This window comes from Ruegeria sp. HKCCD6428 (genome assembly GCF_013110595.1).
Taxonomy (GTDB): domain Bacteria; phylum Pseudomonadota; class Alphaproteobacteria; order Rhodobacterales; family Rhodobacteraceae; genus Ruegeria.
This window is the reverse complement of sequence record NZ_WVQX01000011.1, coordinates 76,519-100,864: the sequence shown is the minus strand read 5'-3', so window position 1 is coordinate 100,864 and position 24,346 is coordinate 76,519. Positions and strand designations below refer to the sequence as shown.

The 24,346-nt window shown below is 60.1% G+C and carries 27 protein-coding genes; 1 reads left to right on the top strand and 26 read right to left on the bottom strand.

The window, feature by feature from the left end:
- The first annotated feature begins 84 nt into the window (after window positions 1-84).
- Window positions 85-867 (top strand): DeoR/GlpR family DNA-binding transcription regulator, encoded by a 783-nt coding sequence (locus GS620_RS19440; RefSeq protein WP_171617462.1) that lies wholly within the window; start codon window positions 85-87, stop codon window positions 865-867.
- A 69-nt stretch (window positions 868-936) separates the two neighbouring features.
- Here GS620_RS19440 and GS620_RS19435 read toward each other — a convergent pair whose 3' ends face one another.
- The 26 genes from GS620_RS19435 to GS620_RS19310 form a co-directional block, all read right to left on the bottom strand.
- A complete protein-coding gene (locus GS620_RS19435; protein WP_171617461.1) occupies window positions 937-1,194 on the bottom strand; it encodes a hypothetical protein in 258 nt (85 codons plus the stop codon).
- A 13-nt stretch (window positions 1,195-1,207) separates the two neighbouring features.
- On the bottom strand, window positions 1,208-1,897 hold the full coding sequence (locus GS620_RS19430) for a NapC/NirT family cytochrome c (RefSeq protein ID WP_152460389.1): 690 nt from the start codon (window positions 1,895-1,897) through the stop codon (window positions 1,208-1,210).
- A gap of 29 nt (window positions 1,898-1,926) precedes the next feature.
- Window positions 1,927-2,364, bottom strand: coding sequence for a nitrate reductase cytochrome c-type subunit (locus tag GS620_RS19425; RefSeq protein ID WP_152460388.1), 438 nt, complete (start codon window positions 2,362-2,364; stop codon window positions 1,927-1,929).
- Between the two features lie 12 nt (window positions 2,365-2,376).
- Window positions 2,377-3,294 (bottom strand): quinol dehydrogenase ferredoxin subunit NapH, encoded by a 918-nt coding sequence (gene napH / locus GS620_RS19420; RefSeq protein ID WP_171617460.1) that lies wholly within the window; start codon window positions 3,292-3,294, stop codon window positions 2,377-2,379.
- A complete protein-coding gene (gene napG / locus GS620_RS19415; protein WP_152460386.1) occupies window positions 3,291-4,109 on the bottom strand; it encodes a ferredoxin-type protein NapG in 819 nt (272 codons plus the stop codon). Before napG ends, napH begins: the two co-directional genes overlap by 4 nt.
- Window positions 4,110-4,136: 27 nt before the next feature.
- Window positions 4,137-6,629, bottom strand: a complete 2,493-nt coding sequence (gene napA / locus GS620_RS19410; protein ID WP_171617459.1) for a nitrate reductase catalytic subunit NapA — start codon at window positions 6,627-6,629, stop codon at window positions 4,137-4,139.
- Window positions 6,626-6,919 (bottom strand): chaperone NapD, encoded by a 294-nt coding sequence (locus tag GS620_RS19405; protein WP_171169787.1) that lies wholly within the window; start codon window positions 6,917-6,919, stop codon window positions 6,626-6,628. Before GS620_RS19405 ends, napA begins: the two co-directional genes overlap by 4 nt.
- The gene (gene napF, locus GS620_RS19400) at window positions 6,916-7,422 is read right to left on the bottom strand and encodes a ferredoxin-type protein NapF (RefSeq protein ID WP_253283994.1); all 507 of its coding nucleotides are present in this window, start codon (window positions 7,420-7,422) and stop codon (window positions 6,916-6,918) included. The genes GS620_RS19405 and napF overlap by 4 nt, the downstream gene beginning before the upstream one ends.
- Before the next feature lie 140 nt (window positions 7,423-7,562).
- Window positions 7,563-8,459 (bottom strand): FAD:protein FMN transferase, encoded by an 897-nt coding sequence (locus tag GS620_RS19395; protein ID WP_171617457.1) that lies wholly within the window; start codon window positions 8,457-8,459, stop codon window positions 7,563-7,565.
- Window positions 8,456-8,971 carry a nitrous oxide reductase accessory protein NosL gene (locus tag GS620_RS19390; RefSeq protein ID WP_171119369.1) on the bottom strand — a complete coding sequence of 172 codons (516 nt, stop codon included), beginning with the start codon at window positions 8,969-8,971 and terminating at the stop codon, window positions 8,456-8,458. The genes GS620_RS19395 and GS620_RS19390 overlap by 4 nt, the downstream gene beginning before the upstream one ends.
- Complete coding sequence (locus GS620_RS19385; protein WP_171119368.1) at window positions 8,968-9,789, bottom strand: ABC transporter permease; 822 nt, start codon at window positions 9,787-9,789, stop codon at window positions 8,968-8,970. The genes GS620_RS19390 and GS620_RS19385 overlap by 4 nt, the downstream gene beginning before the upstream one ends.
- On the bottom strand, window positions 9,786-10,679 hold the full coding sequence (locus GS620_RS19380) for an ABC transporter ATP-binding protein (protein WP_171617456.1): 894 nt from the start codon (window positions 10,677-10,679) through the stop codon (window positions 9,786-9,788). The genes GS620_RS19385 and GS620_RS19380 overlap by 4 nt, the downstream gene beginning before the upstream one ends.
- Window positions 10,669-11,925, bottom strand: coding sequence for a nitrous oxide reductase family maturation protein NosD (locus GS620_RS19375; protein WP_171617455.1), 1,257 nt, complete (start codon window positions 11,923-11,925; stop codon window positions 10,669-10,671). The genes GS620_RS19380 and GS620_RS19375 overlap by 11 nt, the downstream gene beginning before the upstream one ends.
- 3 nt (window positions 11,926-11,928) lie before the next feature.
- On the bottom strand, window positions 11,929-13,836 hold the full coding sequence (nosZ, locus tag GS620_RS19370; protein WP_171617454.1) for a TAT-dependent nitrous-oxide reductase: 1,908 nt from the start codon (window positions 13,834-13,836) through the stop codon (window positions 11,929-11,931).
- A 14-nt stretch (window positions 13,837-13,850) separates the two neighbouring features.
- Window positions 13,851-15,974, bottom strand: a complete 2,124-nt coding sequence (locus GS620_RS19365) for a NosR/NirI family protein (RefSeq protein WP_216597963.1) — start codon at window positions 15,972-15,974, stop codon at window positions 13,851-13,853.
- Window positions 15,975-16,018: 44 nt separating this feature from the next.
- Window positions 16,019-16,483, bottom strand: coding sequence for a DUF2946 family protein (locus GS620_RS19360; RefSeq protein WP_216597959.1), 465 nt, complete (start codon window positions 16,481-16,483; stop codon window positions 16,019-16,021).
- Window positions 16,484-16,572: 89 nt separating this feature from the next.
- Window positions 16,573-16,836, bottom strand: a complete 264-nt coding sequence (locus tag GS620_RS19355; RefSeq protein ID WP_171119362.1) for a hypothetical protein — start codon at window positions 16,834-16,836, stop codon at window positions 16,573-16,575.
- A complete protein-coding gene (locus tag GS620_RS19350; RefSeq protein ID WP_171617452.1) occupies window positions 16,793-18,346 on the bottom strand; it encodes a nitrite reductase in 1,554 nt (517 codons plus the stop codon). Before GS620_RS19350 ends, GS620_RS19355 begins: the two co-directional genes overlap by 44 nt.
- Window positions 18,321-19,535: a heme d1 biosynthesis radical SAM protein NirJ gene (gene nirJ, locus GS620_RS19345; RefSeq protein WP_171228842.1), complete on the bottom strand. Its 1,215-nt coding sequence runs from the start codon at window positions 19,533-19,535 to the stop codon at window positions 18,321-18,323. The genes GS620_RS19350 and nirJ overlap by 26 nt, the downstream gene beginning before the upstream one ends.
- A 3-nt stretch (window positions 19,536-19,538) precedes the next feature.
- Window positions 19,539-20,021: an AsnC family transcriptional regulator gene (locus GS620_RS19340; protein ID WP_171205198.1), complete on the bottom strand. Its 483-nt coding sequence runs from the start codon at window positions 20,019-20,021 to the stop codon at window positions 19,539-19,541.
- On the bottom strand, window positions 20,018-20,467 hold the full coding sequence (locus GS620_RS19335) for an Lrp/AsnC family transcriptional regulator (protein WP_171617451.1): 450 nt from the start codon (window positions 20,465-20,467) through the stop codon (window positions 20,018-20,020). The genes GS620_RS19340 and GS620_RS19335 overlap by 4 nt, the downstream gene beginning before the upstream one ends.
- Complete coding sequence (locus GS620_RS19330) at window positions 20,464-21,453, bottom strand: AsnC family transcriptional regulator (RefSeq protein WP_171617450.1); 990 nt, start codon at window positions 21,451-21,453, stop codon at window positions 20,464-20,466. The genes GS620_RS19335 and GS620_RS19330 overlap by 4 nt, the downstream gene beginning before the upstream one ends.
- Before the next feature lie 3 nt (window positions 21,454-21,456).
- Window positions 21,457-22,602 carry a cytochrome D1 domain-containing protein gene (locus GS620_RS19325; RefSeq protein WP_171617449.1) on the bottom strand — a complete coding sequence of 382 codons (1,146 nt, stop codon included), beginning with the start codon at window positions 22,600-22,602 and terminating at the stop codon, window positions 21,457-21,459.
- Entirely contained in the window at window positions 22,599-22,982 is a 384-nt protein-coding gene (locus tag GS620_RS19320; protein WP_171617448.1) for a cytochrome c, read from the bottom strand. Before GS620_RS19320 ends, GS620_RS19325 begins: the two co-directional genes overlap by 4 nt.
- A complete protein-coding gene (gene cobA / locus GS620_RS19315) occupies window positions 22,975-23,736 on the bottom strand; it encodes a uroporphyrinogen-III C-methyltransferase (RefSeq protein WP_171617447.1) in 762 nt (253 codons plus the stop codon). Before cobA ends, GS620_RS19320 begins: the two co-directional genes overlap by 8 nt.
- A gap of 198 nt (window positions 23,737-23,934) precedes the next feature.
- Entirely contained in the window at window positions 23,935-24,336 is a 402-nt protein-coding gene (locus tag GS620_RS19310; protein WP_171617446.1) for a plastocyanin/azurin family copper-binding protein, read from the bottom strand.
- Window positions 24,337-24,346: the final 10 nt, after the last annotated feature.

Below are 24,346 nucleotides of genomic sequence, written 5' to 3'. Positions count from 1 at the left end.
GTTTGAAATGTGTTGAAGTAAGTCGCTTGAACAGCGTCAACCTTGCAAGTAACCTGATGAAATCAACAAATATCGCGGCGCTTCATGTCGAAATACGAGCAAGACATTCTCAGCACGGTAAACCTGCATGGGCGAATTTCGGTCATGGAATTGGCGCGCATTCTCAAAGTGTCGGACCAGACCGTAAGGCGAATCGTGAAGCCGATGGTCGCCAAGGGCAGCCTGTCCAAGGTGCATGGTGCATTGGTCAGCACTCAAAATGTGCTGGATCCTCCGTTTCTGGCCCGCATGGCGCAGAACCGTGCCGCCAAAGTCGCGATTGCCGACGCCGTTGCGGGGCGGATACCGGACGGTTCGGCCATTGCCATCGACACGGGTTCGACCTCGGGCTTCATTGCTCAGGCACTTCGCACGCGCAAAAACCTCACGGTGGTGACAAACTCGGCCTTCATCGCCGCCACGTTGTCGATGGAAGAGGGCAACAGGGTCTTCATGGCGGGAACGCAGTTGCGCAACCACGACGGCGCCGCTTTCGACCGCGCCGCCTATGACGTCATTGCAGGGTTCTCGGCCCGGACGGCCATTTTGTCGGCGTCACTGGTGCATCCCAGCAAGGGCTTCATGGTCTATGATCAATGCGAGGCTGATATGGCCCGCGCGATGTCTGATATTGCTGACCAGACCTTCATGGCGGTTGATTCAACAAAATTCAACGAGGCCCAGACCAGCCCGGCTTTGCGCCTGCCCGGGTTGGCGGAAAAGGATGTGCTCATCACCGATCGCACATTGCCCGCAGCCTTTCGATCCTTGCCCGGAGATGCGGAATTGGTGATCGCGGGCGTGAAATCACATGAAAACAGTCATTGACTTGGTGACGACACTGCTCGGTCCGATGTAACTAGCCGGTTCCACCGAAACGGTGAAACCGGCCGTGTTTCAGGCTGTTGCGCCCTTGATGCGAATGACAGTGCCGAGGCTTCCTGCACAGACGCCAACCACAATAGCGATGATCAGTTCCAGTGGCTCTACATGCGCAAACCGGAAGCCTGCGAAAACCAGCGTCTCGAATACACCGACTGCGCCGCCCAATGCCGCGCCCAGCCACAGCTTGCGGGTCATCATGCCCAACGCCAGACCGAGTATGCCGGGCAAGCTCAGGACGTTGCCACCGATGGTTCCAAGTAACTCTAACATCTCTGCCCCCACATCAATTCGAGCTGTTGTTCAGGAAATCGCGGATGTCGTCACCCGCGGCAGCGTGCTCCTGCACAACTTCATCTTCCAATGCAGCAGTCACCTTTTCGTATGTTTCCAAATAGTTGGGTGGCAGGCTGTGGGCGATACCCTGGTGGCAATCGATACAGGTCATACCATTGTCGATGGCGCGTTGGTGTTCCGACGCGGCGCGTGTTTCCTGAATGGTGAAGTCCATGTAGTCAAAGTTGTGACAGTTGCGGCACTCGCGGCTGTCAGACGCTTTCATTTTCTTCCAGACGGCCGAGGCCATCGCCAGGCGGTGATCCTCGTATTTCTCGGGTGTGCTGATGGTGCCCACCAGTTCATGATAGACGTCCTTCACGGCCATGATCTTGGCTTTGATCTTGTGGTTCCACTCATCCGGAACGTGGCAGTCTGAGCAGATCGCACGCACGCCGGAGTGGTTGTTGTAGTGGATCGTCTCGCGATACTCACCCAGGTTCGTTTCCATCGTGTGACACGAGACGCAGAACTCTTCGGTGTTGGTCAGTTCCAGGGTCCAGTGAAATCCGCCCCAGAACAGGATACCGGCCAGAAATCCGGCAAGGATCAGAAAGCCCGAGCTGAACATTACCGCCGGCGTCCAGATCGCGTTCCAAAGGCGACCCAGAAAGCCGCGTTTTTCGGGGGAGTCTGCCATGTCGGTGCTCCTTTCAGTCTTGTTTTGGATCAGTTGCCGGTCGAGGGCTGGAACACGTTTTCAACAAGCGGCGGCGCGTCCGCCTGCGGAACGTGACATTGGTTGCAGAAATAACGGGTCCCGGCGACGCGGTCCAATTCGCGGCCTTCGCGATCCAGATAGTGTGTCATTGAAAGGGTCGGTGCGTTACGCTCACCTGCCTTGGACCAGTCATGGCAGGACAGGCACTGATTGGTGCGCACATCAATCTGATATTGCTCGATCGAATGCGGAATCAGCGGTGGCTGCTGGCGATAATTACGTTGCATCCGTCCTTCGACATTTTTGTGAATCTGATCCAAAGGGATCGGCTCGTCTACGTCCGCGCCCCGCAGGGTTTCGACTTGAGCGGACTGGGCAAAGGCCCATCCGCTCAGCAACACTACGGGTAGAAGGGCAATTCCGCCTGTAACGATTGATCTTTTCATCTTGGCACTCCCCTAGATAGGTCTGGCAGCGCGCGGCTCAGGCGCGGCAACTGGATCGGAAGGTTGAACGACATGGTCGTCGAACCGGTGAGTAAAGTTGAAGACGTCGACTGCGCAGACATCGACGCAGCGTCCGCAGTTTGTGCAGTCAGGTGACAGGATCAGGGGCGAGCTTCCCGGCTTGCCTTTCAGCGCGGGTGAGATCACCTGATTTTCAGGACAGACCGCATAACAATCCATACAGTCATCACAGGCCGTGCGATTGGCGGCACTGACCCGCAGCAGGCTTTTCGACCCGATCAGCCCGTAGAACGCGCCCACCGGGCACAAATGACCGCACCAGCCATGGCGTGAGACGAAAACGTCAAACACGAAGATGGCCGCGATCATGGCCCAGACAAAGCCCATGCCGAATACCAGCCCGCGATGCAGCATGGTGATCGGGTTGACCAGCTCCCAAGCGATCACACCGCTCAGGCCCGAGGCCAGCAGCACGGTTGCCAGAATCCACAGCCGGGTGCCGCGCTTGGGTTGCCAGCCTTTCGGCAGGTCCAGTTTGCGATGCACCCAGTTGGCCGCGTCTGTCACCGGGTTTATTGGGCAGACCCAGGAACAATAGACACGGCCACCAATCAGGGCATAGACCACCAGAACGATCAGCCCACCGATCAGCGCGGTCATTTCGGGCCAATGACCTGCAACGAAGCTTTGCAACAGGATGAACGGATCGGTCAACGGCAGCACGCCCAGCGTCAGTGACCCCGCCAAAGTGCCCTCGACAATCCAGATGCCGAACCACGGGCCCAGCAGAAACAGAACCAGAAATAACAGCTGGCTTGCGCGGCGCATCAGCAAAAAGCGATGCGCCCCGATCCAGCCTTTGCCTTCAACGGCCTCCTGACCGACGGGCATGTGCGTGCGAGTACTCATTGCCCCACCCCCGGCAGATCATATTCAGGGGCAAAACCGCCGGGCGCGGCAAGATTGTCGGTTCCCGGTCCGGGCAAACGATCCGGCAGATCGATGATCCCCTCGACCACCGGCGCGCCTTTGGCGGCCTTTTCCTCCCAACCCTTGCGGTAATGCTCGGCCGAACTGCCGCGCGCCAGCCGGGCAGGCAGAACCTTGATCGCGGCCTCGGGCAGAACACAGCTTTTCTCGCACATACCACAACCGGTACAGCGTTCGGCATGAACGGTGGGAATGAACAAAGCATGATGACCCGATCGGGTATTGTGCGCCGTCTCCAAAGTGATCGCCTCGTCAATGACGGGGCAGACGCGATAGCAGACGTCGCAGCGCAGACCGAGGAAATTCAGGCAGTTTTCCTGATCGACCAGAACGGCAACACCCATCTCGGCATCGTCGATATTCTCCAGCCCGGGGTCCAGCGCCCCTGTTGGACATGCGGCGACACACGGAATGTCGTCGCACATTTCGCAGGGAACATCCCGGGCGGTGAAGAATGGTGTTCCCGTCGCCACCGCATCCGAGCCGAGCTCGGCCAGTTTCAGGGTATCGTACGGGCAGTCCCGCACGCATAAACCGCAACGGATGCAGGCCGACAGGAACTCCTTCTCGGGCAATGCGCCGGGCGGGCGCAAGGCATCGGCGGGCAGGGCGCGGGCGTCGCGGGCCAGATAGGCCAGCAACGATCCGGCGACCACGCAGCCGCCCGCCGCCCGCGCCGAGTCCTGCAGGAACCGGCGCCGCTGCGGCGAAAGGGGTTTATCGACAAGAGACATGGGAACGACCCGTATGATTCTTGCTGGTTACGCGCGCTCAACCTTGCAGGCGCACTTCTTGAAGTCGGTCTCTTTCGACAGCGGGCAGGTTGCGTCCAGCGTCAGCTTGTTGGTCAGCTGGTGCTCATCGAACCACGGCATAAAGACCAGACCGCGCGGCACCTTGTTCCGACCCCGTGTTTCGACACGGCTGGTAACCTCGCCGCGGCGGGTCGACAGAACAATCTCCTGGCCCCGACGCAAACCCCGATCCTTTGCGTCCTGCGGATGCATGTAGACCACGGCAGCGGGATAGGCGCGGTGCAGTTCCGGCACCCGGCGTGTCATCGACCCTGAATGCCAGTGTTCCAGCACGCGACCGGTGCACAGCCACAGATCGAATTCCGCATCCGGCTCTTCTGCGGCAGGTTCATAGGGCGCGAAGATGATCTTGGCCTTGCCATCCTTGTGGCCATAGAATTCCACGCCGGCACCCTCGGACACGTAGGGGTCATAGCCTTCGCGGAAACGATAGAGCGTTTCCTTGCCATCCACGACCGGCCAGCGCAGACCGCGGGCCTGGTGGTAGGTTTCGAATGGTGCCAGATCATGCGCATGGCCGCGCCCGAAGTTGGCGTACTCTTCGAACAGACCTTTCTGCACGTAAAAGCCGAAATGCTCGGATTCGTCGTTGTCAAAGCCTTCGGCGGTTTCCGACAGCGGGAACTTGTCGACGCTGCCATTTGCAAACAGGACGTCATACATGGTCTTGCCACGATGCTCGGGCATGGTGGCCAGCAATTCTTCGCCCCAAACCTCTTCGACGGTGAAGCGTTTCGAGAACTCCATCACCTGCCACAGGTCCGATTTGGCCTCGCCCGGGGCCTTGACCTGTTGCCGCCAGAACTGGGTGCGGCGCTCGGCGTTGCCATAGGCGCCTTCCTTCTCGACCCACATGGCGGTGGGCAGGATCAGGTCAGCGGAAACCGCAGTGACCGTCGGGTAGGGGTCTGAAACAGTGATGAAGTTTTCCGGGTTGCGATAGCCGGGATAGCCTTCCTCGTTGATGTTCGGTGCAGCCTGCATGTTGTTGGTGCACTGAACCCAATAAGCGTTCAGGTCGCCATCCTTCAGCTTGCGATGTTGCAGCACGGCGTGGAAACCCGGCTTGTCAGGAATGGTGCCGGCGGGCACGTTCCATGCGGTTTCGCAGATCTCGCGGTGCTTTTCGTTCATCACCACCATGTCGGCGGGCAGGCGGTGCGCAAAGGTGCCTACCTCGCGCGCCGTACCGCAGGCCGACGGCTGACCGGTCAGCGAGAAGGGTGAGTTGCCGGGTTCCGAAATCTTGCCCACCAGCAGGTGCACGTTGTACATCAGCGAGTTCACCCAGGACCCGCGGGTATGTTGGTTGAAGCCCATGGTCCACAGGCTCATCACCTTGCGGTTGGGGTCGGCATATTGCTTGGCCAGACGCTCCAGCTTGTCAGCCGGAACACCGGACAGTTCCGAGGTGTATTCCAGCGTGTATTTCGAAACGGCTTCGGCATATTCCTCGAAGCTGATCGGCTCCAACTTGCCCGAGTTCGGGTTTTCAGCCTCTTGTTGCAGGGGGTTGTTGTCCCGCAGGCCGTAACCGATATCGGTGGCGGTTTTGGTGATGTTGACGTGGTTCTTGACGAACTCTTCGTTCACCGCGCCATTCTGGATGATGTAGTTCGCGATATAGTTCAGGATTGCCAGATCGGTTTGCGGCGCAAAGACCATGCCGTTGTCGGCCAGCTCGAACGAGCGGTGCTCGAAAGTCGACAGCACATGCACTTCGCAACCCGGCTTCGTCAGGCGGGTGTCGGTCAGGCGCGACCACAGGATCGGGTGCATCTCGGCCATGTTCGATCCCCACAGCACGAAGGTATCGGCGTGCTCAAGGTCGTCATAGCACCCCATAGGTTCGTCAATGCCGAAAGTGCGCATGAAACCAACCACGGCCGAGGCCATGCAGTGACGCGCATTGGGATCAATGTTGTTCGACCGGAACCCGGCCTTCATCATCTTGGCGGCGGCATAGCCTTCCCAGACCGTCCACTGCCCCGACCCGAACATCCCCACGCTGGTCGGGCCTTTCTTGGCAAGGGCCTCTTTCCATTTGGCGGCCATCACATCAAAGGCTTCATCCCAGCTGACCGGTTCGAACTCGCCATTCTTGTCATACTGACCGTTGGTCTTGCGCAAAAGCGGTGTGGTCAGGCGGTCTTTGCCGTACATGATCTTGGACAGGAAATAGCCCTTGATACAATTCAGGCCCCGGTTCACCGGTGCGTCTGGGTCGCCTTGCGTGGCCACCACGCGGCCGTCCTTGGTGCCCACCAGAACCGAACAGCCCGTACCGCAGAACCGGCAGGCAGCCTTGTCCCAGCGAATATCGGGCGCGCCGACCTGGGCGTTGGCCTGGCCTGCGGCCATGGGAATGCCCGCAGCCGAGGCAGTGGCTGCCGCTGCGGACGCTTTCAGAAATGTACGACGGGATTCAGAGATGGTCATTGCATGGGCCTCCTGCTGGACGGTTGGCTTGGAGCATCAGGACGCGGAGCCGTCTCCGCGAGATCTTCGAAATGGTGATAAGTCAGTGACAGTGAGATCACTCCGGGGATCTGGTGCAGATCCATGATGGTGTCCGAGGCCAGCCTGTCGGCCGTATCCTCGACAACAACTACGAAACGGCCGTCCTCGGCTTCGGCATGAAGCTCGACGCCCTGGGTTTCGGCCATCGCCGCGCGTGCGGTATCGGTGTAATCGGGGGCGATGTGGACCAGACAGCCACAAATATTCATTGGTTCACCTCCGGGTGTAGTGGGGCGGGGCGGTGCATCACGATCGCCCCAGTGGGGCAGGCGGCGGAACAACTTCCGCAGCCGATGCAGGTTTCTGTTTCAAGCGCTGGTTCCGCGCGTCCGCCCAGTTGCAGGCGAAAGCGGATGGCATCCTGTTCGCAATTGTCCTGACACAGGCGGCAGCTTACGCCGTTCGTCGACAGGCAGCTTGTGTCATCGATTCGTGCGCGCCATGGCCATTCGGCAACACGTTCCGACAGCAACGCCGGGGTCGGACAAATGTCAGCGCAGTCACCACACAAGGTGCAACCGCCTGCGGACAGGTCCAGAACGGGGAAACCGGCATCGTCGAATGTGATGATGTCTTCAGGACAAGCCGCGGCGCAGTCATCGCAACGCGTGCATAGATCGCTGAAGCCAGTTGCAACTGCACCCGGCGGACGGATCGCATCTGGGTCCTCCCGCAGGACACGCGCGCTTAGAAAAGCGCGTCTGCTGGTCATCTGGCTCATAGCTGGCGACTCGAAATTGGATTGATAGGTTCGCGTCCTTACTTCCTAGCTGCCTTAAGCAGCGCACGAATTGACCTATATCATACTTTTTTTTATTTTTTTTTGTTCGGTCTGAGATTTGTAATTCTTCATTAAACGTTCAATTCGATACGGGCGTCGGGGAAGAACTCCAGGATCTCTTTGGCTCTGCCGGCGGATGCCGCGCAAAGTGCAGTGGACAACCCATCCGCAATTGCCGCTTTCGGGGCAGAAACCGAAACGGTCCTGTCGCGGCTTGAAGGCCCATCCAAGGTAATGATGTGTCCGACTCCCTGGCTGATCTGAGTCGCCAGCGTTGAAGATGTCGCCACTGCCCGATCGTTCAATTCAATCCGCTTCAGAACCGTTTGGTCCGGCGCCGCCAATCCAACATTCCAGGGCGCACCGTCACCACGCGCACCCAGGGCGGCAACCTCTCCCATATTGACCAGAACATCACGCAGACCATGAGCACGCAGCAGGTCGGCGATCCGGTCGGTGATCGCGCCCTGCGCTATACCGTTCAACGTCAGCGCCGATTTTCCGGGCACCGGAAGGCGAATGGCCGAGGCGTCATAAATTACCTTTTCCCAGCCTATCGCCTGCTGAACTTCAACCAGATCATCCGGGCGCGCACCCGCAGCCAATGCCGTCCACACGGGTTGAATGCTCGGATCAAATGCGCCACCCGATGCCTGATGCAGCGCTGAGCTGAGGCTTAGCACGTTCAACAATTCAGGAGCGGGCGCCGTCAGCACACCATCGCGATTCAACCGGCTGAGCTGCGATTGCGGACGATACAGGCTGAAGATGTCTTCCAGCCGGGCAATCTCGGTCTCCATGGCGGCCATGATGGGTGCAGCTTCGGCGTCCGTCAGGCCCACCAGGCGCAGGCTGGCGGTGGCACCCAGCGCGGTCCCGTGCCAGCGCGCGTCCGAGGCCGAAAGTGGTGTGGCCGCAGCACAAGCGGCTGAGATGATCAGAAATCGGCGGCGCGACAAGGCGGTCATACGGGGGTCTCCAACGACAGTTCAAGATCGACAGGGCCAAGCACTTCGGTGTCCGGAATGTCCGGCAGGCCCAGTGCCGTTCCGCCGTAGATCTCAATGAATGCCTGAGCATCGGCAGGATCGGCAAAAGGCACCACTTCGCGGGCGCCCATGCCACCTGCCACATTGGCGCCGACAACAAAGGTCGCGCCATCCGCGGCGATCCAGTTCGAGATACCCGGCTGCCGCCAACTTGGCGCAATACCCATGTCGCTGACATAGACGGCTGTGATGTCGGCATCACGTTCAGGGCTTTTGAGGTATGCCACCATGTCGCGCACCTGCGCAAAGAACAGCGGTGCGGGATATCCTTCCAGATGGATCTGCCCCTTGGGGCCGCCATGTTCGGCGATGTTCATCTGGCAGAAATAGCTCAGCGCGTCCGGGGTCAGATCCACCGGATCGGGGGCCTCGGCCAGGTCTTCCTTGCAGGCCGCCAACGCGATCAAGGCAATCAGGACGAGGGGTTTCATGGCTCGACCCTCCGGAATGCAAGCCGCGCCAGGGCAAAGCCGATCACCGGCCAGATCAGCAGCGATGCAGGCGCGGCCCAGATGGGCAAGGCCTGTGCCGCCCCGGTCATGCCGGATGCCATGGCCACGCCTTCCGTTGCGGCGATGTTCCACAGACGGAATGCGTCGGCCGGGTTGGCCACCATCACCCATGGAAAGACGGATTGGGTAAAGGTGCCGCCCTTGTCCATGACGACGGCCCCCAACAGGCCCAGATCATAGAGGACGACAAAAACCAGCCAGAGCCCGGCCGACAGACCTGCCGCCGCCGTAGCCCCCTTAGCCAGGGCAGACAGCAGGTATCCCAGCGCCAGAAACACGGCGCCCAGAAGGATGGATGTGAGGATGAGACGGACCAACGCCATCAGGCTTTCCGGCCCGGCACCGCCAAAGAAGGCCGCCACCGCGCCGGCGGTACCGAAACCGACCGTCATGGCAAAGGCCAGCGCTGCAAGATGGGCGGTGAACTTGCCCAACAGGATTTCTCCGCGCCCGGCGGGGTAGGACAGCAGCAGTGACAGGCTGCCCCGGTCCACGTCGCCGGCGATGGCGTCGAACGAAATCATCAGCGCCAATAGCGGTGCGAGATAGACCGACAGGGTGGTCATCGAGGCAACTGAAACGGTCAGCATATCGACACCCAGTGTGCCGGTTGGTGCGCTGCCTGCAAAGGTCAGGGCCAGCGCGAACAGCACCATGATCAGCGTCGCCACCAGCAGCCAGCGATTGCGGCGAAGGATCAGCATTTCGGTACGAGTAATGGCGAGGAAGCGGGTCATGGCCTCTCCTCCTGTGCATAATGTCGATAGAGGTCTTCCAGCTTGGGCGGGGTCATTTCCACATCCGCCACGGCATCGCCCAATCCGGCGATCCGGCGCAGGGCCTCCATCTTGTCGGCGGGGGAACACAGCAGCTCGACCGAAGCGCCGTTGATCCGGCTGCCGCCCAATTCGGCGGCCAGCACGTCGGCGTTGGCGCTTGCACGTACTTTCAGACGGATCGGCAGGCCTGCAAGGGCCGACAGGTTGTTGAGCGTGTCATCGGCGACCATCCGGCCTTTGCGCATGATTGCGATGCGGTCGGTGCGGGCCTCGACCTCGGTCAAGGCATGGCTGGCGATCAGCACGGCGGTGCCCTGCGCGGCCAGCTCGTCGATGATGGCATAGAGGTCCTGGCGCGAGATCGGGTCCAACCCACTGGTGGGTTCATCCAGCAAAGCCACTTTCGGCTGGCCCAGCAGAACCTGTGCCAGACCCAGACGTTGCCGCATTCCTTTGGAATAGGTGCCGATCCGGCGGTCCAGGGCATCGCTCAGACCTACGCGCTCCAGCAGACCGGCCACATCCGCCCTGGTGCCGGACAATTTTGCAAACAGGGTCAGTTGCTCGCGCCCGGTCAGGGCCGGGTGGAAGGATACCGCCTCGGGCAGATAGGCCGTTTCCCGCCGCGCCTGGGCGCTGCCGGGGGTGGCGTCTCCGATCCGAATTGCTCCGCCTTGGATCGGCGTCAGGCCAAGGATGGATTTGATCAGGGTCGACTTGCCTGCGCCGTTATGGCCCAGCAGCGCAACGCGCTGACCGGGGGCAAGTGACAGGGTGATATCGTCAAGAACGCGGGTTTTGCCACGGTCCTTGCTGACATGGTCAATAATCAGGGCCTTATCCGTCATGAGGCACCTTTTCCATAGCTGGGGGTTCAAGGGGTTGCATCAATGGATTGCTGTCAATCACGCCACCGGGCAACAGTGCCGGAAAGGCGGATTGTGACCAGCGCACCAGCTGCACGGCAGGAGAGCCGAGCAGCAGTTTGGCTGCGGGTTGGGTCCACAACACATGGTCCATCGAGTCATTGGGGCGATAGGGGGCATCGGCAATGCCGTTGCCATCCACATCATAGGCGGCAAAATCGGACCAGTAGTTGCCGCGCCCGTCTTCGGACCACTCGACCCATTTGGTCGAGACGTATTTCACCTGTGTCCGGTTCCCGATGAAGGAATTGCCAACGATGCGGTTGCGTTCGCTGCCGGCGGTGAAATGGATTCCGATGCCGCATCCCTGGAACCAGTTGTCGGTGAATTCGTTCTTGTTGGAGTTATAAAGGAAGGTGCACTTTTCCTTGGCACCGATCACCACGTTACCGGTGATCTGACTCTTGTTGGCATAGTTCAGCATCACGCCATGTTCACGGTCACCGATCGAGACGTTGTCTGCGACCTTCACATTGGTCGTGAACATCACCGCATAGCCCAGATCGTTGCCGATCGAGACATTGTCGCTGACCACCGAATTATCGGCATACATGTAATGCACGGCAAAGCGCAGATCGCGGAACAGGTTGCCGGTAAAGGTATTCTTCTTGGACGAGTTCACAAAGATTCCGTCGCGCCCATAGCGGATATCATTGTCCTCAACCCGCGCACCGGGTGCATTCCAGACATAAACGCCATTGCCACGGTCATTCATCCGCTGGTCCTGACGTCCTTCGATCCGGTTGCCACGCACGATGCTGTCCTTGGCACCATGAATGTCGATGCCGTAAAGATTGCCCAGCAGCACATTGTCTTCGACCACCGGCGCGCGGGCCGTCTTGGTCAGCTGGATGCCACTGTCGATCCCGTCATGGCTTGAACCCGAGCCGATCACTGTCAGGCCGCGCACGGTCACGCCCGGGCCGGTCACGGTGATGACGCTGCCGGTGCCTTGCCCGTCAATGGTGGCCTGTCCCAGCCCGTCGATGGTGACGGGCCGGTCCAGAATCAGATGTTCGGCATAAACACCGGGGCTCAGGCGGAGAGTATCTCCGTCCGCCGCCTGAGCCAGTACTTCATTGATGGCCCCCGCCCGGTTGGGCACATCCCAATCCGCCGCCCAAAGGGGCGAGCCGAGCAGGAGCGGTATGAGCAGGGGCCAGCGCATGGGTCAGGCTCCTTGCGGTTCGACCAGCATCCGGCCGCGCATTTCCATGTGCAGCGCATGGCAGAACCACTGGCAATAGAACCAGTGCACGCCCGGACGGTCGGCGGTGAAGGTGACCGAAGCGGTTGCCATCGGTGCGACTTCCATCGCGATGCCGTAGTTGCCGAGGCAGAAGCCGTGGGTCACGTCGTCCACGTCATCGAGGTTGGTGATGTAAACCGTGACCTCGTCGCCCTGTTTGACGGTGAACTTCTCAAGGCTGAAGGTCGGCGCCTGCGAGGTCATGTAGACCCGCACCTTGTTGCCGTCCCGGATCGGTTCTTCCGCGCCTTCTTCCAGATCGATGCCATCGGCTTCGGCCTGTTTGCGGGCGTCTTCCCAGGTAACATCGTTGCGATCCCAGACGTTGACCGGGTTCACGATGTCGCTGCGAACGATGATCGAGTCGTGCGGCTCGGCAAAGGTCGGGCCGTCATGCACCACTTTCATCTCATCCGACGAAATGTCGATCAGCTGTTCGTTCTCGGGTTTCAGAGGACCCACGTTCAGGAAGCGGTCTTTCGAGAACTTGTTCATCGAAATCAGCCACTTGCCATCGGCTTCCTTGGTTTCACCCATGGAGGTGGAGTTGTGACCCGGCTGATAGTGCACGTCGACCTTCGAGATGATCGGGTCCACGTCCTCGCCGTTGTAGGCGCGGATGGCCTTGTCGATGTTCCACTTCACGATCTGGCTGTCCAGGAACAGCGTGGTGAAGGCGTTGCCCTGACCGTCATAGGCGGTGTGAAGCGGGCCAAGGCCCAGCTGCGGCTCACCCACGATGCACGAGCGCGGGTCGGCATCGCTTTCGAACAGGGCGTCCAGCTTGGTGACGTCCATGATCGAGACGGTCGGCGACAGCTTGCCGTTGATGCAGACGTGCTTGCCGTCTGGCGCGGTGTTGATGCCGTGCGGAGAGTTCGGGATCGGAATGTAACGGGTGTATTTCTTGTTCTGACCCTTGCGCCCGTCCAGAACCTTTACGCCTTTCAGCTCCTGATAATCGCCGGCTTCGATGCCTTTTTCGATCTCGGCGATGTTGAAGACGACGACGTGGTCCAGCTCGTTCTCGGTCATCTCGGCCAGGTTCATGCCCATTTCTGAGTTGTACGAGGTCGAGAAGGCGTATTTGCCCTGATAGTCGCAATCGGTGTTGTCGAGGTTGCCCGACACGATCACCTGCCATGCCACTTCCATGGTGTCGCCGTCCAGCGCGGTGAAGATGTTCACGTATAGCGACGGATCGTCCAGCACGCTGCCATCGTTGACCAGCGGTGTTTCATCTTCACCATTGGCAAAGACATAGCCGGTGCGCGGGAATTTCTGCGGACGCAGACCGTGGATCGCCTTGGCGTTCGGGATCTCGGTGATCTTGTCGCATTTCATCACGTCACAGCGCACACGCGCGACGCGGGTGTTGGCCTTGTCGTTCATGAACAGGTAACGGCCGTCATAAGTGCCGTCGGTGAACGACATGTGCGGGTGGTGAAGGTCGCCATTGTCATAGGTCTTCATGCCGCGCTTGGCGAGAAACTCCTTGGTTTCAGGCAGCAACCCTTCGGTCATGATCTTCAGTGACTCGTTGGTCTGACCCCAGCCCGTGGCCGAGCAGCGGTTGAACACCGGCACCCGCATCAGCTCGCGCATGGACGGAAAGCCCAGAATGCGCAGCTCGCCGGTCTGACCCGAGGACCAGAAACCGTAATACTCGTCCAGTTCGCCCGGTTCGAGATTGGCATTGGCCGCGGCGCTCGCCTGTTTCGCGGTCATCAGGGTCGAGCCCAGACCGGTCCCGGCCAGCACGGCACCGGTTGCTGTTGCACCCAGCATCCCACGGCGTGTGACGGTTAGTTTGTTGTCATGTTCCGACATGTTCGTTCCTCCTTTTAGGAAACGGATTGCGGTTTGGCGTTCGGATGGTTCGCCGGTGGTTGTCCGAGCGGGGTCTTCATCTGGACCGATCCTGTCTTGGCCCGCCGTTTCAGCTGGCGGATAACGACGGGACATTTGTCCTCGGACTGGTAGAGCACCTGACAATGCAGGCAGGTGACGCACTCGTTCGGATTGATCTCACCGGTGGGGTGGATCGCCTGAACGGGGCATTCATTGGCACAGGTCTGACAGGGCGTGCCGCAATCCTTGTAGCGGCGCAGCCAGTCGAACATGCGAATACGGGCAGGGATCGCCAGTGCTCCGCCCAGCGGGCAGAGATAGCGGCAATAGAACCGTTCGATGAACAGCCCGATCCCCAGCAGGGCCAGCGCAAAGACCACGAAAGGCCAGTCGCGCATGAATTTCAGAATGATCGCCGTTTTGAACGGCTCGACCTCGGCATATTTCTCGGCCAACGGGATCGAGATGAAGCTGAGCCCGAAAAGACCCAGAAAGATCATGTATTTCGCGGGCCACAGGCGTTCGTTCAGACCCCAGGGCAGCGTCCATTGCGGCACTTTCAGCGCGCGCGCGATCTTGTTGGTCAATTCCTGCAACGCGCCGAACGGGCACAGCCATCCGCAATAGGCCCCGCGACCCCAGAACAACAGTGCGGCGGCAACGGCGAACCATTGGATGAACACCAGCGGGTCCAGCAGGAACGCATCCCACGAGAATCCTGTGCGCAGGCTGCCCGCCAGTGCCATCAGGTTCACCACGCTCAGCTGCGCGTTGGCGTACCAGCCGATGAAAAACAGGGTCATTGTCAGGTAGCCGATGCGGAACCAGTAGAAGACCCGCGCATTCATCGTCGCATGGAACTGGAAGAAGAACGTCGCGGTCAGGACCAGCAGCATGACGCCAAGAACGGCGATTTCGACGGTGCGATCCTTCCAGATGCGCTGCCACAGGGCAGCCTTGGCGGCGGCTTCGCCGGTCGCATCGTCGACAATCTTTGGGGCTGCGACGGGCAGCAGGTAACGGTCGGGCAGTTTGTAGCCCAGATCGAATGTCAGAAAGGTTTTCTCAACAGCACCCACGGCACGCTGTACCAGCAGTTGCAGGCGGAACGGCTCGGTCGGGTCGAACTCGGCATCGGCGGGGATCTTGAAGATGTCCAGCTCCGTGAAACTGGGTGCATCCGGGGCTGCAACCTTGCCAAGGCGTACTTGCTGTTTGTCGAAAAAACGGACCGAGTTGTCGCCCTGGATCAACTGGATCCGATCGAAAATCCCGCCGCGCACATAGCCTGACCCCTTGAAGCTGTAGGCACCGCGCCCCAGCACCAGAATGGCCTGTTCGCCCTCGTCCAACCAGTTCACGAGGTTCTGGTACTCGGCGTCGCCCAGCAGTGACTTGCCGATCGACGGAACCGAGACAAGCGCCATATGCATGTCGATGAAAGTGTGATCCGGTTCGCCCGGTTCCGGGCGCTTGATCGCGCGCTGGTCTCCGGTGGCCTCGAAGGCGGCATTGACCTGCCCGACATCCAGCGTCAGCCGCCGGATCGAGCCGTCACCCGAAAGGGTCGACCAGTCATAGACCGCATTCTGCGCCATATCGACTTCGCGCCTTGGCCCGTCGGCCTGCAACGGTGACAGGCCGCCCAGACCCAATGCACGCGCCACCTTGATACCGCTACGCACAAGGCTGTCGTCGATCACCATGATCGTGACCGTCGCGCCCGAGATGATGTCGAGGTCGTGCCCCTCACCCCCGGTTTTGGCTTCAACCTTCAGGTCAAGGCCCGCATAGCCTTCGGTCAATTCAACCATGCGGGAATTGGGGATGCCGATCAGCACGATGGGTTCCGAGTGCTTGACCAGTTGCACACCGGTCAACAAAGCGTCGTTATCGATGGCGGCAACGACGTGGATCGGTTTTCCGGAATAACCCGTCGTGCCAACAAAGTCCGAGGTCAGGAATGCCCAGGCAACGGTCTCGCCGCCCTTCAGGACGGGGGCGACCTTGACGTCATCGCGCACCGGGCCAAAGGCATCGGCGCCGGGGGCCAGATCGGCAGGTTCGATGTCGGGCAGGAAACTGGCCAGGCTGTCGGCATGGGCGCTGATCGCCATCAGGCAGGACAGAGCGAAAGCCAGCAGGAAATGGATTGCGCGACTTACGACCACGGCGCACCTCCGAGTGCTAGGGTGGACGCCACGGACGCGCGCAGGGCGCGTTCAAATTCTTCTTGGGTCGCGATCGGGGGCCCTCGGGTTTCGGGCCACAGTCGCCTTGAGTTGTACAAAATGCACAGATCCCCGATTGCAGCGGGTACTATCCGTACATTTTCGGATTGCATCAGCAGCGGCAGATCCGGCAGCGGGGCTCCCGTTGTCACCGCGCACAGCGCGCAATCGGCGCATTTCGGGCAAGGCGCGGTCGGGTCATCAGTGCCTTCCTCAAGGCCCACTTCAACCCAGACCGCCCCTGCCTCCGAGCAGATCTCGATCCACATGCTGTCCCCGGGACTCGCCAGCACCGGGCCAAGCATCTGCAAAAGCAACAGGAAAACACCCACCAAACCGCACACCGCGCGGGACACGCGATCAAACAGGCTATGCGGGGGGCGGACGGTAGGCATTGAGAATCCAGCTCGGCGTTCTTTTCAAAAACTTAGGGGATTCTTCCAGGCGAAGACTTGACTTAGGTCAGGTGCCTGAAAATTTGCACCTACCCGTCGGCCTCGTCCATCAATCCGCGCAGCCACCGACCGGCCAGCCATGCCGCAGGAATGCCCAGCGGAATCGACCAGATGATCGCCGGCACCGGTTCAATTGCGCCGAACCCGACGCTGTGCAGGATAAGCCCGAGCAAAAACAGGTTGATGGCAACGGTCAACGCCGTGGCCGGATACAGCAGAATGGCCAGTTTCCAAACCGGCCATTTCCCCTCAGTGGCTGGTTCCTTCCGAGAAGGTGATCTTGTTCCAGACATTGTATTTCCCCGAAGGTTTGCGCATCGGCAGGCGGCGGATTTCTTCCAGCGTCTGCGCGTCATAGACGATCACCGCGCCGTCATCTTCCCAGATCGAAACCAGTGCGTGGCTGCCATCTCTGGTGAACTCGACATGGGCCACGGTCTTGCCCGGCGAAGGGCGCAGTGTTTTCATGATTTCAAGGCTTTGCTTGTCGATGACGTGCATCGCGTCCTTGTTGGGGCCAAAGAAAACGTCTGCCCAGACATAAGGCGAATTCTCATGGCTGCGCATGAAGAAACCGGGGCCTTCGGTCTTGATCCGTTTGACGGTTTCCCAGCTTTGCATGTCGATCACCGACACGGCGCCGTCTGTCAGGTGCGGCGTGGCCATCACGGTCGTATCGCCGTGTTTCCATGTGATCCCCGAGCCCAGATGCGGCATTCCGGGCAAATCCAGATCGGCCACCTTGTGACCGATCACCAGATCAATCACTTGCCCGCCCTTGCCATCGCGGGACGCCCCCATGACATATTCATAACTCTGGTCGAAAAAGAAGTCGTCCAGATAGTCAGCCGTGGTGATCTTGCGCACAGGGAAAGGATCAGGGTTCTTGAACTGACCTTCGATGCGGAAATCATGACCAAGCCCGGATTGCGGGGGATTGGCGCCGTAGAACACTTCCCAAATTTCGGGTACATCCTTCAGTGCCAAAACAAAGCTTTCCCGCGGGGGGGCCTGGTAGACCGCAGAGACGCGGCTGGGCAGGCCCGTCTTGCTTTTGACCTCGATGACCTTTGCGACGGAAAGGTCTTCGGTGGACAACACCGTCAGGCTGTTGGGCAGGTAATTCGCCACGGCCACCCATTTGCCATCGCCCGACATGGCGATGTTGCGGCTGTTCAAGCCGGCACGCACACGGCCCACCTGTTTCAGCGCCCAGATGTCGTACTTCTGGACCCACCCGTCGCGCGACATGATGAAGACATACCGCCCATCCGGGCTGAACTTGGGGCCGCCATGCACCGCGAAGGGGGTTTCGAACCGGTCCAGAACCTCGAACGTGTCGCCGTCCAGAACGCTGACATGGTGATCGCCGGTTTCCACCACCAAGGTGATGTTCATCGGGTCGCTGTCCCAGACAGGCGCATCCGCCGGTACATATTCCTTGTCCAGCGTCCGGCTGGCCAATATCTGGGCCTCGCCCCATTCGGGGTCGGATTCCAACGGCGATTTCAACCAACCCGCCAGCTCTTCGATTTGCAGGGCATCCAGCTCGTGCGAGAAGGCCGGCATCTGTGTCGCCGCGCGCCCTTCCGCGATTACCGCAGCAACCCGGGGACCCCGCATGCGTTTGAGCGTTTCAGGGATCAGCGCGGGGCCAACCCCGCCCAGACGATTCTCGCCGTGGCATGAGGCGCAATGTTCGGCGTAATCCGATTGGGCATCCGCCCAGGCGGTGCCCGCCAGCAACACCGAGCACAAAGTACCGAATGTGAGTGTCTTAAAAGAACTGATGTGCCGGATCATGGCTTTTCCCCCGAAACGGTGTGACCTGAAGGCGTTCCCCTGCATCATCCACACCGATTTCCTGGTTGGACAGGTAACAGGCCGGATCCTCGGCCCAGGGATCACCGGTCAATTGCAGGGCGCGGATGCGGGTATTGCCGCCGCACACGTCCTTGAGTTCGCAGGCTCCGCAGCGCCCCTTCAGCGGGCGTGGGCGGGTGCGGAGCATGGCAAGCATCGGATCATCGCTGGTCCAGAGTTCGGAAAACGATTTGGTCTTTACGTTGCCCACCGTGTAATCGGACCAGTAAGTGTCCGGATGGACCCGGCCGAGATTGTCGATATTGGCAACACCCAAACCACTTGAGTTTCCACCCCACGCGGCCAGGTGCGCACGCACATGTGCAGCCTTGTCGGCGTCGAAATGCGTGCGAATCCAGTTTAGGAAATATCCGGCATCAGCGTCATTGTTCCCGGTCACGATATCCAGCGGACGACCGCCCGATGCGGCTTCCCAGGCGCGTTCCAGCAACAGATCCAGGCCCTTGCGCGTGCGCTGATGCGCGGCATCTTCGCCCCGGTTCTTGTCGCCGCGCCCCGCATAGACAAGATGCGACAGGTAGAACTTGTCGACACCTTCATCATCACAAAGGCTCAGCAAGTCAGGCAAGTGATGTTGCGTTCCTTCGGTCAGGCAGAACCGCAGGCCAACCTTGATGCCGCGCTTTTTACACTCTCGCACGCCGCGCAGTGCGTCCGCAAAAGCGCCCTCGACGCCGCGAAACCAGTCATTCGTCGCTCCGATCCCGTCCAGCGAGATGCCGACATAGTTGAAGCCCACATCCGCTATCATATCGGCGGTTTCGTCATAGATCCGGGTCCCGTTGGTCGACAAGGCCAGCATTGGCACCAGATCACGGGCGCGTTTTGCAATGTCGAAGAAATCGAACCGATCCAGCGGTTCCCCACCCGAGAGGATCAGGGCCGGGACGCGAAACTGGCCCAGATCCTCAAGGGTTACCATGGCTTGCTCATGGCTGAGCTCACCCGGGAACGCCACATCCGCCGAGACGGTGTAGCAATGGCGGCACTTCAGGTTGCAGCGCCGCGTCAGATTCCAGATCACAACCGGCTTTACCGGGCCGGGGCGCCGTTTGCGCACCGGAGTCGGCTTGACCAGCTGATGCATGTATTCGGTCAGGCGGAACATGTTTCAGCCTTTCTGTTTCAGGCGCAGTCCGGTCTTTTTCAGGATGCGCGTGGAATAGAGGATATCGCTGCCGCGGCAGGCCGATCCCAGAATCGCGGCGATCTGGCCGCGTTTGTCTTCGACCTCGTCGCGCGAGCTGCCGTGGACCATGGCGAACAGGTTGTAGGGCCAGTCGGGCAGGGCGCGGGGCCGTTCATAGCAATGGGTGACGAAAGGCAGTGCCCCGATATGAGCGCCCAGTTCTGTGATCAGGTCATCCTGCACATCCCAGACAGTCATGCCGTTAGATGTCATGCCCAGCTTGTAATGGTTGGGCGCTGCTGCGATCCGTCGGATCACCCCGCGCGCCTTCAGCGCGGCAAGCCGGTCCAGCAGGGCGGCCTCGGTCAGGCCCAAGTCGGCAGCGACCTGCGCATAGGGTGCGGCCACCAGCGGTAGTCCCCCTTGGAGCGACTCGATAATCTGTCTGTCTGTTGCGTCGATCATGCCGCCACCCGGAAGCCGATGAAAAATTCCTGAAGTTTGGGGAAACGGAGAACATTGACTCCCGTTTCCCGTTCGATGGCATCGGCGGTGGCCTCGATCCCCTCGGGTGTTTCGGTGGCCAGCACGAACCACATGTTCAGCCGATGCGTGCGTTCATAGTTATGTGCCACTTCGGGATGTGCATTGACTTTGGTCAGGACGGTTTCGAATTCTTCGTCTGGAACGGCCATTGCGCAAAGGCAGAAAGCCCCACCCATGGCCGCGGCGTCGAAAAACGGACCGAAGCGCGTGATGACGCGGTCATCTTTCATGCGGCTCAGACGCGACAGCAATTCCGCCTCGGACAGGCCAAGCTCTGCGGCGACGGTTGCGTAAGGGTGTGAAGTAAGCGGCAGATCCTCTTGCATACGATTCAGGATCGCCCGATCCGTTTGGTCCAGCGTCATGCGGCGACCTCCTTTGCCTGAATCAGCGCGCCGGTCTGTTTGAAACAGCGGGTTGAGAACAGGACCTTGTTCCGTGCTCCGGCCAATTCGGGCAATGCAATTGCACCGGCCAGAACGTCCAAAGCCTCTTTGCGTGTGCGGGCGTGGATCATGGAATACAGGCGATATGGCCAGACATCGCGAACCGGATTCCGCTCATAGCACAAGGTCACCCCCGGGAAGGCGGCCAAAGCTGGCCCAGCGGTTTCAATCTGTTCTGCCGGCAGGTCCCAGACCACCATCGCATTGGCCGACCAGCCAAGCGCCCGGTGACGCACAATGACGCCGAGCCGCGAGATTATTCCGGCGGCATGCAGGGCATCGACCCGCCCCATCAAGTCTGTCACATCCCGTTTCAGCGAACGAGCCAGAGCAGCATAGGGTTCTGAGACCAAAGATAGCCCGGAACTCAGAGACTGTAGCAGGCAGCGATCGCCCTCGCGCATGACGGATGCATCGACCTTTCGTGCCTTGGGTACGTTTTTGGCTCCGCCAGTCATGCGAAAACCAAGATCCACGTTGAAAGGGCGTACCAGCCGCAGGTCCAGCACCTGCAATCCGGTGGATCGACTGATCCGCGCCAGGGTATCGTTGACATGCGCGCGGTCCGGCCCGGTCGCGACAAACCACAGGTTCCAAGCGTCTTCGCGTTGATAATTGTGGTTCACCCCGGGCTCGGCATCGATCAGGGCGGCGACCTCCTCCAACCGATCTTCCGGAGCCGCCACGGCAGCCAGGGTGCTGGCCGTCACCGCGCCGGGCGTGATGGTGGCGCCAACCCGTGTAATGCGGCCCGTGGCGCGCATCCGGGACAAGCGATGAATGACTTCGGCTTCGTCCAGCCCGAGTGCGTTACCCAACATCTGGAACGGTCTATCGGTGATCGGGAAGTCGCGCTGAAATTCGTCCAGCAGGCGGCGGTCGATCGGGTCCGTGATATGTCGCATCGGTTACAGTCCCGTTCTGTGCGCACGGGCGGTGAAGAAGATGCCGGACGGGCTGTCCGCGTCGATCTCGCGCAGTTTTTCAAAACTGTGCGTGTCGTAGACCATGACCTTGTTGGCATCGCGCACGCTGATCCAGACTTCATGCCCGCGTGGCGTGAACTCCATGTGCAATACCGCCGGGCCGGGTTTGAATTCGTGGATGATCTGTTTGCTAACACTGTCGATCACCTGAATGGTGTCATTCAGCGGGTGGGCGAAATTCACCCAAACCTGCCGCCCATCGGGACGGGCCATGGCAAAGACCGGTTGCCCGTGGGTTTTGGTCCTCCCCGTTTCGGTCAGAGTGTCGGCGTCGATCCACAGAACCTCGTGATGGCCGACAGCGGGCAAAACGAACTCGCGGCCCGTCAGCGCCCAGCCTTCCAGATGAGGCATCTTGTAGACTGGCATTTCTTCCTGACCACGCCCGTAATCGGGCAGAACGCGGATCGGTTCGGGGGTTTCGGCCCACAGATCCAGCGCGGTCAGGCCGTCCTCGCCAAACAGACCGGTGATATAGGTGCGGCCATTGGCAGTGATCAGCGCGTCATAGGGGTTCTTGCCCATGTCCGGGATCTTGGTGATCTCTGGTGTGCCTTTTGCGAAATCGGCAATCCAGGTTTCCCCAGTGTCCCACATCGTGAAAACGAACCGCCGACCGGGCGCATCGACCAGACCGATGGTTTTGCTGTCGGTCGGGATGTCAGCGACCATCTCAAGCGTGTCCGCATCGAACACGCGCACGCCACCGGGTTCGTAATTCGACACGGCCACAAGCTTGCCATCGTCCGAAATTGCCCCGCCGATGGCGTTGCCGGCCTGCACGACGCGGTTCACGATCTGGCGGGTCACGATGTCGATCTTGGTCAGCCCGCCGTCGCGGCCAAACACATAGGCAAACCGTTCATCGGGCGAATAGACCAAAGACGCATGCGACAGATCACCCAATCCCTCGATCCGGGCCAGAGCTGCACGGTCGGATTGATCCACAAGAAGCACCGAGCCCTTGGCGCGTTCGATGACTAGGCCAAGGTCGCCTGTCGCGGTCGGTTCAGCCTGCGCTGTAGTCATCATCAATGTGGCTGCAAGGCCAAGAATGAAGTGTTTCATTGTGCCTCCTGTTCCAGCAGGTAACGGGCGATCCATTCGGCCTCTTCTTCACTGATCAGGGGCCGCCATGGGGGCATCGCGGTGTCGGGGATGCCGTCAAGGATGACGCTGGTCAAAACATCCGCGTCGTAGTGTTCAAGTGTCTCACTGCGCAGATCGGGACCAAGACCGCCCTTCAGGGACAGGCCGTGACAGGAACCGCAATCCTGATGCACAAGTCTTTTCAGGGTATCGGGATCGATGACATCCGCCGCGAAAGCAGAGGTCGCGGCCAGAACCGCAATGGTCAGACAGGTTTGCGCCGCCCACCCCGAGCGCCCCGGCGATCTGTCTGTGCATGTTGGGACAATCCCCTGATCTCGTCTTCCCAGCTTAGCCATGGGCCTGTTCCAGAAGCTCGGCCACAGGCCGTTCGGCATAAAGCGAAACCACCTTGCCAATGATAAACAGCGTCGGCGCCTTCAGGTCGGCTGCGCGCACATCCGTGGCCAGTTGGTCAAGCCGTGACACTAGACGACGCTCATCAGGTGTCGTGGCCTTGCCCACCGCCAGAACCGGCGTCGAGCCCGGCAGGTTTTCGGTCATCAACCCCATGGCGATCTGACCGATGTTGGCAACGCCCATATAGACCACCAGTGTCGAGTCCGGATCGGCAAGACGTTTCCAGTCCAGATCCAGTACTTTGTCGGCCTGCCGATGTCCGGTGACATATTGAACCGAAGTCGCCAGCCCGCGATGGGTCAGCGGCACACCCGTCGAACAAGACGCCCCCTGGGCCGCCGTGATGCCCGGTGCGTATTCGACAGCGACACCGCGGGCCATCAGATAGGCAGCCTCTTCCGAACCGCGACCAAAGATCATGGGGTCGCCGCCCTTCAGCCGGGCGACCGTGCGACCTGCGCTGGCTTCTTCAAGCAGTATTTCGTTGATGCGGTCCTGCGGAACGGTGTGGCATTTGGGGGCCTTGCCGACAGGGATCAGCCTGGCGCCTTCCGCGTGCAAGTTCAGAATGTCGGCGGACACCAGCCGGTCATAAACCACGACATCCGCTTCTCGCAGCAACCGCAGTGCGCGCAGGGTCATCAGCTCGGGATCGCCGGGGCCTGCGCCAATCAGAAAAACCTTACCGCTCATGTGCAAACTCGCTTGGTCTGAAAGTCTTCGAGACCCGGTATCCCATGCAGATCCGTTGCGTTTGCAAGACGTTGCTGGGTGAGCCGGGCGTGTCATGGGGGAAGATTGGCCCAATCGAAAACCAACCTCCTTGACATAAGTTAAGGAGCGCGGGATTTGCGCCCGGGCTCCTTCATCTTGCCTGTATTGTGCCCTGTTTCAGGGTTCGACGGTGATCATTCCGATCATGTTCTGTGTCTCCCAATGCGGGCCGCACAGATAGTCCTGTGGGCCGGGCTTGAGAAAGGTCAGTTCAACAGATTCCTCGGGGAACAGGCGATCACTTTCAGGTTGGCTGCCATCCTTCAACAGAACGGAATGGCTGGTGCGTTTGTCGACATTCACCCACCGGACAGTTGTGCCTGCCTTCACCGTCAATTCGGATGGGCAAAAATTGTATTTGTACATCAGCACCACTTCGGCGTCTTCGACGGCCGACGAAGGCTGACCGAACAACTCGACATAGCGCTCTTCGGCCTCGGCACAGATTTCGGCGGTCTCGTCCGCCCAGGCGGGCGCGGCCAGAAGCAGCAGCGCAGGAAGAAGGCGTTGGGGTTTCATGGTCCATGTC